Raw genomic sequence first — 17,515 nt, 5'->3', positions numbered from 1 at the left:
GAAGTGAGACGGAGATGGATAGCTCACTAGCTCCTCTCCGCTCGCTTTTCATTTTATCCAATCAAGAAATAGGTGAAAAAATGACAAAAACACTTCCAAAAGATTTTATTTTCGGTGGCGCAACAGCGGCTTATCAAGCAGAAGGAGCTACGCATACAGATGGTAAAGGTCCTGTTGCCTGGGACAAATACCTAGCAGATAACTATTGGTACACAGCTGAACCAGCGAGTGATTTCTACCATAAATATCCAGTGGATTTAAAGTTGGCTGAGGAATATGGGGTAAACGGTATCCGTATTTCAATTGCTTGGTCACGTATTTTTCCAACTGGTTATGGTGAAGTAAATCCAAAAGGGGTAGAATTCTATCATAACTTATTTGCAGAATGTCATAAACGTCATGTAGAACCGTTCGTAACTCTTCACCATTTTGATACACCTGAAGCTCTTCACTCAAATGGAGACTTCTTGAATCGTGAAAACATCGAACACTTTGTAGATTATGCTGCATTCTGTTTTGAAGAATTCCCAGAAGTCAACTACTGGACAACCTTTAATGAAATTGGTCCAATCGGTGACGGTCAATACTTGGTCGGTAAATTCCCTCCAGGGATTCAGTATGACCTTGCCAAAGTTTTCCAATCACACCACAATATGATGGTGTCTCATGCGCGTGCTGTGAAATTGTATAAAGACAAAGGGTATGAAGGTGAAATTGGAGTTGTGCACGCTCTTCCAACTAAGTATCCATTAGATCCTAAAAACCCAGCAGACGTTCGGGCGGCTGAGTTGGAAGATATCATCCATAACAAGTTTATTCTAGATGCCACCTACCTTGGACACTATTCCGATGAAACCATGGAAGGTGTAAACCACATCTTATCAGTCAATGGTGGTAGCCTAGATTTTCGTGACGAAGACTTTGTAGCGCTTGAAGCAGCTAAAGATCTGAATGATTTCCTTGGAATCAATTACTATATGAGTGACTGGATGGAAGCCTTTGATGGTGAAACAGAAATCATTCATAATGGTAAAGGGGAGAAAGGAAGCTCTAAGTACCAAATTAAAGGTGTTGGTCGTCGTGTAGCTCCTGACTATGTACCTCGCACTGACTGGGACTGGATTATCTATCCTCAAGGATTATATGACCAAATCATGCGCGTGAAAAAGGATTATCCAAACTACAAGAAAATCTACATCACAGAAAATGGTCTTGGTTACAAAGATGAATTTGTGGACAACACTGTTTACGATGATGGTCGTATTGATTATGTGAAACAACACTTGGAAGTATTGTCTGATGCGATTGCAGATGGTGCAGTAGTCAAAGGCTACTTCATCTGGTCACTCATGGACGTCTTTTCATGGTCTAATGGTTATGAAAAACGTTATGGACTCTTCTATGTTGACTTCGATACACAAGAACGCTATCCAAAGAAATCTGCACATTGGTACAAAAAACTAGCTGAGACACAGATTATTGAATAAGCTAATCGAAGAATAAAAATAGCTTACTATTACTGATATAAACAATATGGGGGTTAGTTTTGCATATGGCAGAGCTAAACCCTTTTTATCTAGATTTTACCTGAAAGTTAAAAAAATTCTTGACAGATTTATGTGATAGGAGTAAAATCTTAACTAGTTAAATAACCGGTTAATTATATGGAGAACTAACTCACTCGCTCAAATCTTGTTTGATAAATAGAAAATAGAAGGAGGAGTTTTAAAAGTGATTTCGTTTTTCAGTTATATACTTAACCAGTTAAGAAAATTCTTTAGAAAAAGGTGTAGTCCTTTATTTAACGAATAAATGAAATAGGAAGTGTGTTTAGATGAAAATCAATAAAAAATATGTTCTTGGTTCGGTAGCTCTTTTAGCATTAAGCCTTTCAAGTTATGAACTGGGGCGTTTCCAAGCGGTACAGACTAGCAAAGAGCCTAATCGTGTGGCTTATATAGAAGGGAATCAGGCTAGTACTAAGACTGAAAATCTGACGCCTGATGAAGTTAGTCAGCGAGAAGGTATTAATGCTGAACAAATTGTTGTTAAAATTACCGATCAAGGTTACGTGACTTCACATGGGGACCATTATCATTACTTTAATGGCAAGGTTCCTTATGATGCTATTTTCAGCGAAGAACTTTTGATGAAGGATCCGAATTATCAACTTCGTAATGAGGATATTGTCAGCGAAGTTAAGGGTGGTTATGTGATTAAGGTAGACGGGAAATACTATGTTTACCTTAAGGATGCGGCTCATGCGGACAATATTCGTACAAAAGAAGAGATTAAACGTCAGAAGCAGGAACATAGTAGTAATCACGGGGGTGGTTCTAACGATCAAGCAGTAGTTGCAGCCAGAGCTCAAGGACGCTATACAACGGATGATGGGTATATCTTTAATGCCTCTGATATCATAGAAGATACAGGTGATGCTTATATCGTTCCACATGGCAATCACTTCCACTATATTCCTAAGAGTGATTTGTCTGCCAGTGAATTAGCTGCTGCCCAAGCCTTCTTATCTGGAAAAGGTGGCCAATTAAGTACCGTTGAATATCGTTCAAGCAGAGGAGAAACAAGATCTAGTGTGAGAACTAGTCCATCTGAAACTCCTCAAAATCCTGCAACAGCTCCGGAGAGCCAAAATGAGGATTTAGCTAGTCTCCTTCAAGAATTGTACGCTTTGCCACTTAGCCAACGTCATGTGGAGTCTGATGGATTAGTATTTGACCCAGCACAGATTACAAAACGTACTGCAAATGGTGTGGCAGTTCCTCACGGGGATCATTTCCATTTCATTCCGTATTCGCAAATGTCTGCTTTGGAAGAAAAATTGGCTCGAAATCTGCCAATTGGAGGTCAGCCAATTCAAAGTCATGCTGATAATCCGAAACCAAGCAGTTCTGAGAAACCAAGTTCAGCCATTAAACCAAACTTTAATTTCAATACGCCGGCACCGAATCGAGGAACTGGAGGAGCCTATACAACGGATGATGGGTATGTCTTTAGTCCGACAGATGTGATTGAAGATACAGGAGACGCTTTTGTTGTACCGCACGGCAATCATTTCCACTATATCCCTAAGAGTGATTTGTCAGCAGGAGAATTGGCTGCTGCTCAAGCTTATTGGAATGGTAAACAAGGTGCACATTCCTCTACAAGTTCAAGTAAACCAAGTAGTGATAATTCTAAGCCAGCTCAACCAAGTTTGACAGAGACTCCTAATCTGACTGTCACACCAACTTATCATCAAAATCAAGGGGAAGACATTTCAACACTTTTAAGTGAATTGTATGCGAAACCTTTATCAGAACGCCATGTGGAATCGGATGGTCTAGTCTTTGATCCGGCACAAATTATCAAACGTACAGCTAACGGTGTCGCAGTTCCTCACGGAGACCATTATCACTTTATTCCTTATTCACAAATGTCTGATTTAGAGCAGAAGATTGCAAGAATGATTCCGTTAAAAGGGCAAAATGGATTAAACGAAATTGTTACAGATATTAAACCTTTAGCATCAAAAGAAGTAGTTCATAAGTTCTTAGGACAACCAATCAAAGCTTATGGAAAAGGTTTAGATGGCAAACCTTATGATACGAGCGATGGATATATATTTACCAAAGATTCCATCGATTCTGTTGATAAATCAGGTGTTATTGCCAAACACGGAGATCATTTCCATTATATGGGATATGGTGAATTAGAACAATTCGAATTGGATGAAGTTGCTAAATGGATTCAAGAAACTGGTAAAAATCCAGATTCCATCGTTTCTTTAGTTCACTCAGATGAGGAGGAAAGACCAAAGTTTGATTATAAAAAAGTAACAAATAAAATTTCTAGAAATAGTAAAGTTGGTTATATAATTAATGAAGGTGGTAAAGATTATTTTTATTCACGTGAAGAACTCGATCTTACTCAAATAGCTTTTTCTGAGCAGGAACTAATGCTTAAAGATAAAGATAATTATCGTTATGATATTGTAGAAACAGAAATTAAACCAAGATTAGCTGTTGATGTATCTAGCTTGCCTATGCATGCAGCCAATACTACGTATGATACTGGAACTTCTTTCATTATTCCTCATATCGATCACATTCACGTCGTACCTTATTCTTGGTTAAATAGTGAGCAAATTGCAACTATAAAATATGTAATGCAACATCCTGATGTGCGTCCTGAAGTTTGGTCAAAACCAGGTCATGATGATGCTGGATCTGTTATTGCTAATGTAACGCCTCTTGAAAAACACGCTGGAATGCAGAATTGGCAAATTATCCATTCTGCTGAAGAAGTTCAGAAAGCTCTTGCAGAAGGTCGATTTGCAACTCCAGATGGTTATATTTTTGATCCGAAAGATGTATTGGCAAAAGAAACTTTTGTATGGGAAGACAAATCATTTAGTATTCCAAGAGCGGGAGGTGGTTCATTGAGAAGTATCACTAAATCCGACTTGTCAGAAGTAGAATGGAAACAAGCTCAAGAGTTGATAGCTAAAAGAATGAAAGAAAAAGAATCCCAAAATGGGACGTTTACGAATAATAATGAAGAATTAAAACCTGATTCAAACAATCTTAAAAATATTGATAAAAATAAGACGGTTGTAGATAAAACTGAGGAGCAACCGAAGAATAATATAGGTGTAAATGAGACTGGTACAACCAACGAAATTCCTTCAGAAAACAAGGTTGAAGATAAAGAAAACTCCAAAGAAGAAAGTGACGATGATTTACCAGACTACGGATTGGATAAAGTAACTTTAAATGAACATATAGAAAAGTTAGCAAAAATTGCACAAATCGATCCTAAGTTTCTAATTTTTCAGCCAGAAGGTGTTCAGTTTTACAATAAAAATGGTGAATTAGTGATGTATGACATTAAGACACTAAAACAAATAAAACCTTAAAATATTTTTATTAATTATAATCTACTCGAAAGGATATTGTTCGATTTTTGATTGAATAATGTCCTTTTCTTTATTAAAAAGCTGAAATTTGCAGTCTTAAAAATTGAATCAAGAAGTTCTAAAACAATAATTTTATTTTTGACGACTAAAAATCTTGACTTATTAAATAAAAAAAGTTAAACTATTTACCAGTTAATTAAATGGTTAAATACTAGTTAAGGAGTTGTTATGAAAAAAAGAAGTATCCTATGGCTTATACTTGCCTTCTTTGCTCTTACCATAGGAGCATGTGGACAAAAGACCAGTCAAGACAAGAGTGATGAAACTAAAGGGATGAAAATTGTGACCAGTTTTTATCCTATCTATGCCATGGTCAAGGAAGTATCTGGTGACTTGAATGATGTTCGGATGATTCAGTCTAGTTCTGGTATCCATTCCTTTGAACCTTCTGCAAATGATATTGCAGCCATCTATGATGCCGATGTTTTTGTCTATCATTCTCATACACTAGAGTCATGGGCGGGAAGTTTAGATCCAAGCCTGCAAAAATCCAAGGTAAAGGTCTTAGAAGCATCAGAAGGTATGACCTTGGAGCGCGTGCCTGGCTTAGAAGATATGCAGGCAGGAGATGGGATTGATGAGAAAACCTTGTATGATCCTCATACTTGGTTAGATCCTGAAAAAGTTGCTGAAGAAGCACAGATAATTGCTGATAAGTTATCAGAATTAGACAGTGCTAACAAGGATACCTATCAGAAAAACGCACAAAGTTTTAGTGCTAAAGCTCATGATTTGACAAAGAAATACCAACCCATCTTTGAAAAGGATAATCAAAAGACATTTGTGACCCAACACACAGCTTTTTCATATTTGGCAAAACGATTTGGACTAAATCAGCTTGGGATTGCAGGAATATCTCCTGATCAAGAACCAAGCCCAAGACAATTGACTGAAATCCAGGAATTTGTAAAGACTTATAAGGTCAAAACCATCTTTACAGAGAGCAATGCATCATCTAAGGTAGCGGACACACTTGTCAAATCAACAGGTGTGAGTCTTAAAACCCTCAATCCTTTAGAGGCAGACCCACAAAATGACAAGTCCTACTTAGAAAATCTAGAAGAAAATATGGCTATCTTAGCTGAAGAATTGAAATGAGGAGATTATGAAGATTAATAAAAAATATCTAGCGGGATCTGCAGTGGTCCTTGCCTTAAGTGTCTGTGCTTATGCTTTAAATCAACATCAAGCACCTGAGAAAAAAGATGATAACCGTGTATCCTACGTTGATGGTAAAGAGTCTGAAGCTAAAAAGAATGAAACTCTGACACCAGACCAAGTTAGCAAGAAGGAAGGCATAGAAGCTGAACAGATTGTTACCAAAATCACTGATCAAGGTTATGTGACTTCCCACGGTGATCATTTCCATTATTATAATGGCAAGGTTCCTTATGATGCTATCTTTAGTGAAGAACTGGTCATGAAAGATCCAAACTATCAGTTGCGTGATCAAGATATTGTCAATGAGATTAAAGGTGGCTATATCATCAAAGTGGATGGCAAATACTATGTCTATCTAAAAGATGCAAGCCATGCTGATAATGTCCGGACGAAAGACCAAATCGAGCAACAAAAACAAGAACATACATCAGATAGTGGCAGTGCAAGTAAGGAAGTTCTTGTTGCCAGAGCACAAGGTAGATATACAACAGATGATGGTTATGTCTTTAATGCTGCAGATATCATAGAAGATACAGGTGATGCCTATATCGTTCCTCATGGTGGGCATTATCACTACGTTCCAAAGAGTGCTCTATCTTCAAGTGAATTAGCAGCAGCTCAAGCCTATCTAGCTGGAAGAGGAAGTCAACCAAGCCTGACTGATTATAAACCAAATCCAAGTGTTACACCAAGTTCTCAAGCTGATAGCCCAGCAACAAGCATCCCAGTAGATAAAGAGGATAGCCTCCAAAGTCTTCTCGCTCAGTTATATGCTTTACCAGTTAGTCAACGCTATCAAGAATCTGATGGTTTGGTATTTGACCCAGCTAAAATTACTAGTCGTACACCATCAGGAGTTGCGATTCCACACGGTAATCACTACCATTTCATTCCTTATAGTAGTATGTCTGCTTTGGAGCAAAAAATTGCTCGTTTGATACCACTTGGAGGTGTTCTAACACCAACAAAACCGTTAGAAAATCAAAATAAACCAACAGTTCAGCGTGACCATGAAAATGTAACTCATAACACCCATCATGAAGATGAACACGATCATGGATTTGCAGCAGATCGAGTGATAAGTGAAGATGAGCAAGGTTTTGTAGTTTCACATGGAGATCATGCACATTATTTCTTTAAAAAAGATTTGTCAGCAGAGCAGATAAAGGCAGCGCAAGAACATTTGCATGGTCATGGCCGAACAGAAGTTCCAAAAGATAATCAAAACACTCATAAAGAGAATGAAGTGAAACACGAGCATCATGAAGATGAACATGATCACGGCTTTGCCGCTGAGAGAGTGATTAGTGAGGATGAGCAAGGTTTTGTGGTTTCACATGGAGACCATGCTCACTATTTCTTTAAAAAAGATTTGTCAGCAGAGCAGATAAAGGCAGCGCAAGATCATTTACATGGGCACCATCAGGCAGAGCCTGTAAAACCTCTTGCCAAGACTGTAGAAAGTTTCTCTCGAGATGCCAGCGATGAAGAAAAGATAGCTTATATCTCTAAAACCTATGGTGTTCCGCTTGAAGCGATCCGAATTTCAAATGGATTCTTTGTATTTGGAAATCCAGACCAGGCTTATGACCCAACTCACATTCACCCTTATGCAGTTCGAAAGGAACACGTTCGTATTCCGCTTCAAACAGGCGATGCAGAACTTGATTTCCTAAACGAACTCTATACAACTGCACTTCGGGATGGTATCTCTCCATATAGTTTGCAGGTGGAAAATGGCAGCTTCGTCATTCCTCACGGAGACCATAATCACTACATTAAAGTGCAGACTAAAGGTTATGAAGTGGCTTTGAAACATAAGATTCCTGCCTTACAATCCAACTATCAACCAGGTGCCTTTGATGAAGCTACTGTTCAAAATAAGGTTGATCAACTTTTAGCAGAAAGTCGCGAAGTTTACAAGGATAAACCAATTTTACAAAGACAGATTGAACTTGCCTTGGGACAATTCTCTGAAAATATGAAGAAGCTCTCAACAAACTCTACAGCTGGTTATCTGGCTGCTTTAGATCTTTTTGACAAGCAGTACATCCACGTTGACTCTAGTGTAAAACCAACAGAAATCAGTCCTTTAGACAAGAAATATCAAGCTTTAGTAGATAAGATTAATACCTTGGATACGGATGCTTATGGACTTCCTAAAAAGGATCTCTTGACTCAACTCCAAGAAAATAAATTGGCTCAAGATGAGGCTGGTTTAGATGCAGTTGAAGCTAAACTAGAAGCTCTTCAAGACTTTAATGATCGTACTGGAGTTACAACAGTCGAGTACATTAAGTATTTCTATCAACATTTATCTGATAATCACTTAAATGACACTCTTAGAAATAAAGTTGCTAACTTAACTTGGACACTTTATCAATCACAATCCTTCCTCAAGGCGACTGACTTAAACAAACTCTTCCCTGAAATCTATCAAACAAAATTAGAGGTAGAAGAAGCAGTGAAGAATGAATCAGTTGCTCATAAACCTTCTGAAACGATCCTAGACACTGAAAAAGTGGATGGTCATAGTGCTAAAACGGCAGTCTATGAATTTTTGAAAGGTTTGTATGATGATATTAAGCCTGAGGAACAAAGTAATCATGTTCGAAAAGGTCAAGTAGAAGAACTCTTAACAAAAGCTGAAGAATTAGTGGCTCAAGTCAAAGAAGAGGGAGTTAAAGCTTCACTTGCTGACGAAGTTAAAAATCTGAAAGCTGCTCTAGATAAAGACGATGCAGACCTTGATGAATTAAACACGCAAGTCCAAGATCTTCTGAAGCGTATTTCACAAACCATTCAGAATGAACGTGAGAATGTCAAACAAGACCCAGAGGTTTTAGTTCTCTACCAAAAACTTTACAATGGTGTCATTGCCCTTCATACTTATTTAGAAATGAATAATGGTTCTGATGCTGACTTTGAAAAAGTAGACGCCTTATTTGATAAGCTTAGTGCAGCAAGCAAAGACAAGCAAGCTCTTCTAGCTCTTGCACAAGAAATTGTCTCATTAAACCAGGAATTTCAATCCAAAGTCAAGCCAGCTGAAGCTAGCACCGAAACAGCAAATAAAGAAACAAATGATAAACAAGCTGAGTCAACCTTAATCGCTGCAACTACATCTCCAGAAACAAGAGAAAAAGTAGCAGAATAACAAAAAGTTCAGTCAGCTACCGTGTCAAAAGTAGACTGCTGAAAAAAAAAGAGGTCGGGAATTTTTCCCGATCTCTTTAGTCTTTATAAGCTACAATTCCAATAATGGTGTCAACTGCACGTTCCATTGTTTGTAGACTGACGTATTCAAAACGTCCATGCATATTTTCACCACCAGCAAAGATATTTGGCGTAGGAATTCCCATAAAGGAAATTTTAGAACCGTCCGTTCCTCCACGAATAGGCTCGATAATTGGTGTAATATCAAGACTTTCCATGACTGCTTTAGCGATGGTGATTGGAGTCATATCTTTTTCGATGACTTCCTTCATGTTGTAATACTGGTCTGTCAATGTTAAAGTAACACGATCACTACCAAGTTCTTGGTTCATCTTATCAGCAATAGCTTGCATAGTAGCTTTACGCGCTTCGAAGCTTTCTTTTTCAAAGTCACGAATGATATAGCTAGCACGCGCTTCCTCAACACTACCAGATACATCCATGAGATGGTAGAAACCTTGGTACCCCTCAGTCAACTCAGGTCGGTCACCAGCTGGGAGTTGGTTGTGGAAGTCAATGGCTAATTGAAGGGCATTGACCATTTGTCCTTTAGCTGTTCCTGGGTGAACATTACGACCTTGGAAGTGAAGTTCTGCACCTGCAGCAGAGAAGGTTTCGTATTGCAATTCACCAAGAGGTCCACCGTCAACTGTATAAGCAAAGTCAACATTGAAATCTTCTGCATCAAATTTATTGGCACCAACACCGATTTCTTCATCAGGTCCGAAGCCGACACGGATTTCACAGTGTTTAATCTCAGGATGAGCAGTCAAGTATTCGATAGCTGTCATGATTTCAGCGATACCAGATTTATCATCAGCCCCGAGAAGGGTAGTTCCATCAGTAGTTATCAATGTTTGTCCATGATATTTCTCTAAACTCTTGAAATCGGCAGGATCTAGCTTGAAACCAGAATTACCTAGTTCGATAAGGCCACCGTCATAATTTTCAATAACTTGCGGGTTAACACCTTCAGCATTAAAATCTGCTGTATCCATGTGGGAGATAAAGCCAATCTTACGAGTCAAACTAGGATCGTTAGCTGGAAGAGTACCGATAGCAAAACCGTTTGGCAAATAATAGACATTTTGCAAACCGACACGTTTCATTTCTGGGATGAGGATGTTAGTCGCAAAGTCTACTTGACTCTGAGTGCTTGGTGTAGTGGTTGAATGTTCGTCAGAACGTGTATTAACTTTGACATAAGTCAAAAAACGCTCTAACAATGTTTGGTATTTCATAAAAACTCCTTATTTCCTTCTTTTAAAACCATTGTATCATAGAAAGAAGAGAAAAACAAAAGTCAGAAGGAAGATAAAATCCTTATGTTAGCGTTTACTTATGGCTACTTTAGTGATACAATAAAAAAGATAAAAATATCACAAGGATGCAAATATGAAAAAAGCGATTTTAATGATGACATTTGGTTCACCAGAAGAGATTACCTTTGAAGGAGTAGCCGACTTTTTTACCAACATTCGTCGTGGAGTTCGACCTCAAGATCACGAGATTCAAACACTCTATGATAATTATGTTCGAATTGGAGGAACTCCACTTCAAAAAATTACCCGTGAAGAAGTTGCCTTGGTAGAAGCTAGATTAGGAAATGAATATAGTGTCTATTTTGCCAATAAATTTTCAACCCCTTTTATTCCAGATATAATTCGGAAAATGGAAGCAGATGGAATTGAAAAGTGTATTTGCTTGATTTTGGAGCCACACTATTCCTTTTACTCTGTTATGGGGTACGAAAAGTTTCTGGAAAGCAAACAAATTCAGTTTTTAGTTATTAAGGACTGGTATCAAGAAGAAGCACTATTAAACTATTGGACAACTGAAATTGCTAAGATTTTAAAAGAAAAGGTGAAACAGGATAGTTTTAAAGTCATCTTTTCTGCCCACAGTGTGCCCATTTTTGCCTTGGATTTTGGTGATCCCTATATCGACCAGATTTTCGAAAATAGCAAGTTAATTGCTGAGAAATTAGGCTTGAAACCAGAGCAATATACCAACACTTGGCAGAGTGAAAGCGATATTGGTATTCCTTGGATTAAACCAGATGTATTGGAGTATCTTAGAGAACAGGAAGAACATCCAGAGCATTATATTTTTGTGCCTATTAGTTTTATCAGTGAGCATATTGAAGTATTGTTTGACAACGATGTGGAATGTCAAGACTTGTGTCAGGAATTGGAGGTGAACTACCATCGTCCACCAATGCCAAATACAGATTCTCGTTTGATTGATGCCTTGGTCAATATTGTCCGAGCTAACGAACATAAAGAATTTAAAGAATTCCTCCCAGAAGAAGAAACCTTTGATGAATTAGTCCCTTCGGATGAAACTAAGAATATTTTAGATGAATCACAAGACTTACAAATGCCAGAATTTGTTAAAAAATTAATTGAGAAAAAAGGTCGTGAAAATGTCAAGATGCCTTATTTAATCAAAAAAATGCTTGAAAAAGCTGGCAAATTACCCAAAGACTAAGTGAAAATAGAAAAGAACTGGTAAGGTTTGTTTTAAATATCTGCTAAGGCAGGATATAACTTAGAAGGTGAAAGAAAAGGCGGTGGACAGAAATCGATAGACAAAGTCTTGATTTCGTAGTCCCAGCCCCGCGAGGATGATTAGGAGCTTCTTGGAGTCTAAAAGACGAACAAAAAGTTCAATCAGCTACCGCGTCAAATTATTATGATTGATAATAAAAAGTGAGGTCGGGATCTTTTTGTCCCAACCTCTTTTTAGGTGACTAGCATTTTTTTGACCTAGTTTTTATGTTATTTACCCAGACAAAATTGGCTGAACAACTGTGTAATGAGTTCATCTGGAGCAGCATCACCAGTGATTTCTCCGAGGATTTCCCAAGTACGTGTCAAATCAACTTGAAGCAAATCAACTGGCATTCCTAGTTCGAGGCCTTCGTTTACAGCTTGTAAGCTTTCAACAGCCTTTTCGATTAATGAAATATGACGGGCGTTGGATAGATAGGTAGCATCTTGTTCGACCAAGCCAGCATTTTCAAAGAAGAGATTGTTAATCCGTTCTTCAATCTTATCAATGTTTTGATTTTTAAGGACTGAAATACGGATGACATCTTCAGGAAGTTCCTGAGTTTCAATAGCCTCAGGTAGGTCAGTTTTGTTAAGTAGGATGATACGGTTGGTATCTTGGCTGATTTCAAGAAGTTGTCGGTCTTGGGCAGTTAGAGGTTCACTGGCGTTTAAGACAAGTAAAACCAAATCAGCTTCCTTGAGAGCTTTTTTGGAGCGCTCGACACCGATTTGTTCGACGATGTCATCTGTTTCACGGATACCCGCAGTATCAATCAACTTAAGTGGTACACCATTGATGTTGACGTATTCTTCGATGACATCTCGAGTAGTTCCTGCAATATCCGTTACAATGGCCTTGTCTTCACGTAGGAGGTTGTTGAGTAGACTGGATTTCCCAACGTTTGGACGACCAATGATAGCCGTTGAAATCCCTTCACGGAGAATCTTCCCACGACGTGCCGTTTTTAAGAGATTGGTTAAGAGTTGTTCAAACTCCATAGTTTTTTCACGGACAACAGCAGTAGTGGCTTCTTCAACATCGTCGTATTCAGGATAGTCGATATTAACCTCTACTTGTGCTAGTGTATTGAGGATTTCCTGACGAGTATTGTTGATAAGGTCAGATAGAGAACCGTCTAATTGTTTGACCGCTATATTCATAGCCTTATCAGTCTTGGCGCGGATGATATCCATAACAGCTTCAGCCTGAGTCAAGTCCACACGACCGTTGAGGAAGGCACGCTTGGTAAATTCTCCAGGTTCTGCCATACGTGCACCTTCACGGATAGCCAGTTGGAGAATTTCATTGGTTACGGCGATTCCACCGTGGGTGTTAATCTCGATAATGTCTTCACGAGTGAAGGTCTTTGGAGACTTCATAGCCCCAACCATAACCTCATCCATGACTTTCCCTGTCACAGGATCAACAATGTGGCCGTAGTTAAGAGTGTGGCTAGCAACCTTGCTCAAGTCCTTGCCTTTAAAGATTTTCTGCGCAATGGCAAAACTATCCGTTCCGCTTAAACGAACAATCCCAATAGCTCCTTCACCAAGCGGTGTAGAGATGGCTGCAATGGTATCAAATTCCCGTGTAATCATTTCAATTCCTTTATAGTTTATTTGTTTGTATAGACTAATATCTCTTAAAATTGTAACAAATTTTAGTATTTTCTTCAATGAATGTTACTTATAAAGAAAAGCCTAAGCAGATTGCTTAAGCTTTACTTAGTGCGCATTTCACCTTGTGGGAAATAGGTTCCTTCAGGCATATCGTTGATAATGACATGAACAGCAGACTGAGGTGCACCAGTGTTGCGAACAACAGCTTCCGTAACTTCCTTGGCTAGGGCTTTCTTTTGCTCTAGCGTGCGTCCTTCAAATAAATCGATGCGTACAAATGGCATAATTGCGTCCTCCACTAGTTATTTGATTTCTTCTATTTTACCACAATTTGCCGTTTAAAGCTTTGAGAAAATATGGTATACTAGAATGTAGCAAAAATTTAGAAATGGACGTGAAATAGAAGCATGGCACAGTTGTATTATCGTTATGGGACCATGAACTCAGGAAAAACGATTGAGATTCTCAAAGTAGCCTATAACTATGAGGAGCAAGGAAAGGGAGTTGTGATTATGACTTCGGCTCTGGATACGCGTGACGGTGTTGGCTATGTTTCAAGTCGAATTGGGATGAAAAGACCAGCAGTTGCTATTGAGGAAACAACGGATATCTTTGGATTTATCCGAGATTTACCTGAAATGCCTTACTGTGTACTTGTCGATGAAGCCCAGTTTTTAAAGCGTCACCATGTTTACGACTTAGCTCGTGTTGTGGATGAGTTAGACATACCTGTTATGGCATTTGGTTTAAAAAATGACTTTCGTAATGAACTATTCGAAGGTTCAAAATATCTTCTGCTCTTAGCAGATAAGATTGACGAAATCAAGACCATTTGTCAGTATTGCAAGAAAAAAGCAACCATGGTGTTGCGTACGCAGAATGGTCTGCCAGTCTATGATGGTGAGCAGATCCAGATAGGTGGGAATGAAACCTATATCTCGGTTTGCCGTAAACATTATTTCGCACCACTGATAACATCTAAAAAGGAACAAGACTATGACAATTGAACTAAGAGATGTTACAATGGAAAATTATTTTGATGTTCTGCATTTGGATGTTAAGGAATATCAAAAACAATTTATTGCTACCAACGCAATTAGTTTAGCTGAAGCATATGTCTACACTAAAAATGGAGATTTTGTAGCTCCATTGGCAGTTTACGATAATGATGCAATCATAGGTTTTGTGATGTTAGCTTATGATAAAAAAATCGGAATTAGTAATGAAAATTATTTACTATTTCGTTTCATGATTGATAAGCATTTTCAAGATCGAGGATATTTTAAACCAATTATGGATAAGGTGCTAGACTATGTTCGGACAGCGCCAGCAGGTTTATCCAATAAACTTTGGTTGTCTTATGAAGCAGAAAATGAACATGCAAGATCTTGCTACCTCAGTTATGGATTTAAAGAAACTGGGGAAATATTTGAGAACGAAGTAGTAGCCATATACGATTTAACAATTGAAAAATAAGGAGAAAAAAATGAACATCTATGATCAACTACAAGCTGTAGAAGACCGTTATGAAGAGTTGGGAGAATTGCTGAGCGACCCTGATGTGGTCTCTGATACCAAGCGTTTCATGGAGCTTTCAAAAGAGGAAGCTTCTACTCGTGATACCGTAACTGCCTACCGCGAATACAAACAAGTCCTTCAAAATATCATTGATGCCGAAGAGATGATTAAAGAATCAGGCGGAGATGCGGACTTGGAAGAAATGGCTAAGCAAGAACTCAAAGATGCCAAAGCTGAAAAAGAAGAGTACGAAGAAAAATTGAAGATCTTGCTCCTTCCTAAAGATCCAAACGATGACAAGAACATCATCCTTGAAATCCGAGGAGCAGCTGGTGGAGACGAAGCAGCACTTTTCGCTGGTGATTTGCTAACCATGTACCAAAAATATGCTGAAGCCCAAGGTTGGCGCTTTGAAGTCATGGAGGCTTCTATGAACGGTGTCGGTGGTTTCAAGGAAGTGGTTGCTATGGTATCAGGTCAGTCTGTATACTCTAAGCTTAAGTATGAGTCTGGTGCCCATCGTGTGCAACGTGTCCCTGTGACAGAAAGCCAAGGGCGTGTGCATACCTCTACAGCGACAGTTCTCGTTATGCCTGAAGTGGAAGAGGTAGAATATGATATTGATCCAAAAGACCTTCGTGTGGATATCTACCACGCATCTGGTGCTGGTGGACAGAACGTCAACAAGGTTGCGACTGCCGTTCGTATCGTTCACTTGCCAACCAATATCAAGGTTGAAATGCAGGAAGAACGTACCCAGCAGAAAAACCGTGAAAAAGCTATGAAGATCATCCGTGCGCGTGTGGCAGATCACTTTGCTCAAATTGCCCAAGATGAGCAGGACGCAGAGCGCAAGTCTACTATCGGTACAGGAGACCGTTCAGAACGTATCCGTACCTATAACTTCCCACAAAACCGTGTGACAGACCACCGTATTGGCTTAACCCTTCAAAAACTTGATACTATTTTGTCTGGTAAACTAGATGAAGTTGTGGATGCCTTGGTTCTTTATGATCAAACGCAAAAATTGGAAGAATTAAACAAATAATGAAACTAGCTCAAATTTTTAAGGATTTTGAGGAAAAGTTGATAGCACAAGGAGAGGAAGCAGAAAGCCTCTCCTTTGTCTATCGTAGCCTGAAAAATCTCTCTTTTACTGACTTTGTCTTTGCACTCCAGCAAGAGGTGATAGATGAAGATTACAAATTTGTAGAGGAAATTTACAAGAAATTAGCAGCACATATGCCTGCCCAGTACATTATCGGTCATGCAGAATTTTTTGGGATGCAGTTAGAGGTCGATGAGCGGGTCTTGATTCCCCGTCCAGAGACAGAAGAGTTGGTGGAGCTCATCCTAGCTGAGAATCCGAAGGATAATCTCAAAGTTCTGGATATTGGAACTGGGAGTGGTGCTATCGCTCTTGCTTTAGCTAAAAATAGACCAGATTGGACAATCACAGCTGCCGATATTTCTCAGGATGCTTTGGATTTGGCGATGGAAAACGCTAATAATCAAGGTCTAACATTATCCTTTATTAAATCTGATTGTTTCTCCGAAATTTCTTCAAAATATGATATAATTGTATCCAATCCACCTTATATATCTCGAGTAGATGAGGCAGAAGTTGGTTTGAATGTTCTCCATTCAGAGCCACATTTAGCCCTCTTTGCAGATGAGAATGGTCTAGCGATCTATCGCAGAATTGCGGAAGAATCAAAGGACTATCTAAGTGATGGTGGTAAGATTTATCTTGAAATTGGCTACAAACAAGGTCAAAGTGTACCTGCTCTCTTTAAGGAAAATCTTCCTGAGAAAAGAGTTCGAACTCTCAAAGACCAATTTGGCCAAGATAGGATGGTTGTCATTGATGATGGAGAAAATTAAGCACGAGCTTGAAAATGGTGGAGCTGTTGTTTTGCCAACGGAGACAGTTTATGGACTTTTTGCAAAAGCATTGGATGAAAAGGCTGTTGACCATGTTTATCAGCTTAAATGTCGTCCAAGAGATAAGGCTCTCAATCTCAATGTTGCTAGTTTAGACGATATCTTGAACTTTTCTAAGAATCACCCAACTTATTTACAACAATTGGTTGAAAGTTTTTTGCCAGGCCCTTTGACCATTATCTTAGAAGCTAATGACAAGGTTCCTTACTGGGTCAATTCAAATTTGACGACAGTTGGATTTCGCATGCCGAGTCATCCTGTAACTCTGGAGTTGATTCGTGAGTTTGGCCCCTTAATCGGACCTTCTGCCAATATTTCAGGTCAATCAAGTGGAGTAGATTTTCACAAGATTCTTCAAAACTTTGACCAAGTGGTCTTGGGACTAGAAGATGATGCTTTTTTAACGGGTCAGGATTCGACTATTTTAGACTTATCTGGCGACAAGGTAAAGATTCTTCGCCAAGGAGCGATTACTCGAGAAGATATCCTTGCCAAGATACCAGCCATTCCTTTTGAGGAGGTATGA

At 38.8% G+C, this 17,515-nt stretch carries 13 protein-coding genes; 10 read left to right on the top strand and 3 right to left on the bottom strand.

Features of this window, described 5'->3' with window-relative positions; genetic code table 11:
• Positions 1–80: 80 nt before the first annotated feature.
• From lacG to O3633_RS00965, 4 genes are all read left to right on the top strand, one after another.
• Positions 81–1,487 (top strand): 6-phospho-beta-galactosidase, encoded by a 1,407-nt coding sequence (gene lacG / locus O3633_RS00980; protein ID WP_371620076.1) that lies wholly within the window; start codon positions 81–83, stop codon positions 1,485–1,487.
• 347 nt (positions 1,488–1,834) lie between these two features.
• The gene (locus O3633_RS00975) at positions 1,835–4,915 is read left to right on the top strand and encodes a pneumococcal-type histidine triad protein (protein WP_371620075.1); all 3,081 of its coding nucleotides are present in this window, start codon (positions 1,835–1,837) and stop codon (positions 4,913–4,915) included.
• 228 nt (positions 4,916–5,143) lie between these two features.
• Positions 5,144–6,073, top strand: coding sequence for a metal ABC transporter solute-binding protein, Zn/Mn family (locus O3633_RS00970; protein ID WP_000747385.1), 930 nt, complete (start codon positions 5,144–5,146; stop codon positions 6,071–6,073).
• A gap of 7 nt (positions 6,074–6,080) precedes the next feature.
• Positions 6,081–9,293 carry a pneumococcal-type histidine triad protein gene (locus O3633_RS00965; protein ID WP_371620074.1) on the top strand — a complete coding sequence of 1,071 codons (3,213 nt, stop codon included), beginning with the start codon at positions 6,081–6,083 and terminating at the stop codon, positions 9,291–9,293.
• 76 nt (positions 9,294–9,369) lie between these two features.
• Here O3633_RS00965 and pepT read toward each other — a convergent pair whose 3' ends face one another.
• Positions 9,370–10,593, bottom strand: a complete 1,224-nt coding sequence (gene pepT / locus O3633_RS00960; protein WP_371620073.1) for a peptidase T — start codon at positions 10,591–10,593, stop codon at positions 9,370–9,372.
• Between the two features lie 154 nt (positions 10,594–10,747).
• Between pepT and hemH the strand changes: the two genes are divergently transcribed.
• Positions 10,748–11,842, top strand: coding sequence for a ferrochelatase (gene hemH / locus O3633_RS00955; protein ID WP_371620072.1), 1,095 nt, complete (start codon positions 10,748–10,750; stop codon positions 11,840–11,842).
• A gap of 290 nt (positions 11,843–12,132) precedes the next feature.
• On the opposite strand, the gene mnmE is transcribed toward hemH, so the two are convergent.
• Entirely contained in the window at positions 12,133–13,506 is a 1,374-nt protein-coding gene (mnmE, locus tag O3633_RS00950) for a tRNA uridine-5-carboxymethylaminomethyl(34) synthesis GTPase MnmE (protein WP_371620071.1), read from the bottom strand.
• A 122-nt stretch (positions 13,507–13,628) separates the two neighbouring features.
• Entirely contained in the window at positions 13,629–13,811 is a 183-nt protein-coding gene (locus O3633_RS00945; RefSeq protein ID WP_001117401.1) for a 4-oxalocrotonate tautomerase, read from the bottom strand.
• A 123-nt stretch (positions 13,812–13,934) separates the two neighbouring features.
• Between O3633_RS00945 and O3633_RS00940 the strand changes: the two genes are divergently transcribed.
• The 5 genes from O3633_RS00940 to O3633_RS00920 are packed head-to-tail and all read left to right on the top strand — an operon-like array spanning position 13,935 to position 17,515.
• Complete coding sequence (locus O3633_RS00940; RefSeq protein ID WP_049504679.1) at positions 13,935–14,534, top strand: thymidine kinase; 600 nt, start codon at positions 13,935–13,937, stop codon at positions 14,532–14,534.
• Complete coding sequence (locus tag O3633_RS00935; RefSeq protein ID WP_049529566.1) at positions 14,524–15,003, top strand: GNAT family N-acetyltransferase; 480 nt, start codon at positions 14,524–14,526, stop codon at positions 15,001–15,003. The genes O3633_RS00940 and O3633_RS00935 overlap by 11 nt, the downstream gene beginning before the upstream one ends.
• Before the next feature lie 10 nt (positions 15,004–15,013).
• Positions 15,014–16,093: a peptide chain release factor 1 gene (gene prfA, locus O3633_RS00930; RefSeq protein ID WP_001028810.1), complete on the top strand. Its 1,080-nt coding sequence runs from the start codon at positions 15,014–15,016 to the stop codon at positions 16,091–16,093.
• Positions 16,093–16,929 (top strand): peptide chain release factor N(5)-glutamine methyltransferase, encoded by an 837-nt coding sequence (prmC, locus tag O3633_RS00925; RefSeq protein WP_049529567.1) that lies wholly within the window; start codon positions 16,093–16,095, stop codon positions 16,927–16,929. The genes prfA and prmC overlap by 1 nt, the downstream gene beginning before the upstream one ends.
• On the top strand, positions 16,913–17,515 hold the full coding sequence (locus O3633_RS00920) for an L-threonylcarbamoyladenylate synthase (RefSeq protein ID WP_049529568.1): 603 nt from the start codon (positions 16,913–16,915) through the stop codon (positions 17,513–17,515). Before prmC ends, O3633_RS00920 begins: the two co-directional genes overlap by 17 nt.

Origin of the sequence: Streptococcus sp. 27098_8_22 (assembly GCF_041432415.1) — a bacterium.
Lineage (GTDB): Bacteria > Bacillota > Bacilli > Lactobacillales > Streptococcaceae > Streptococcus > Streptococcus pseudopneumoniae_M.
The sequence above is the reverse complement of the archived record's forward strand: the minus strand, read 5'-3'. Positions and strand labels throughout refer to the sequence as shown.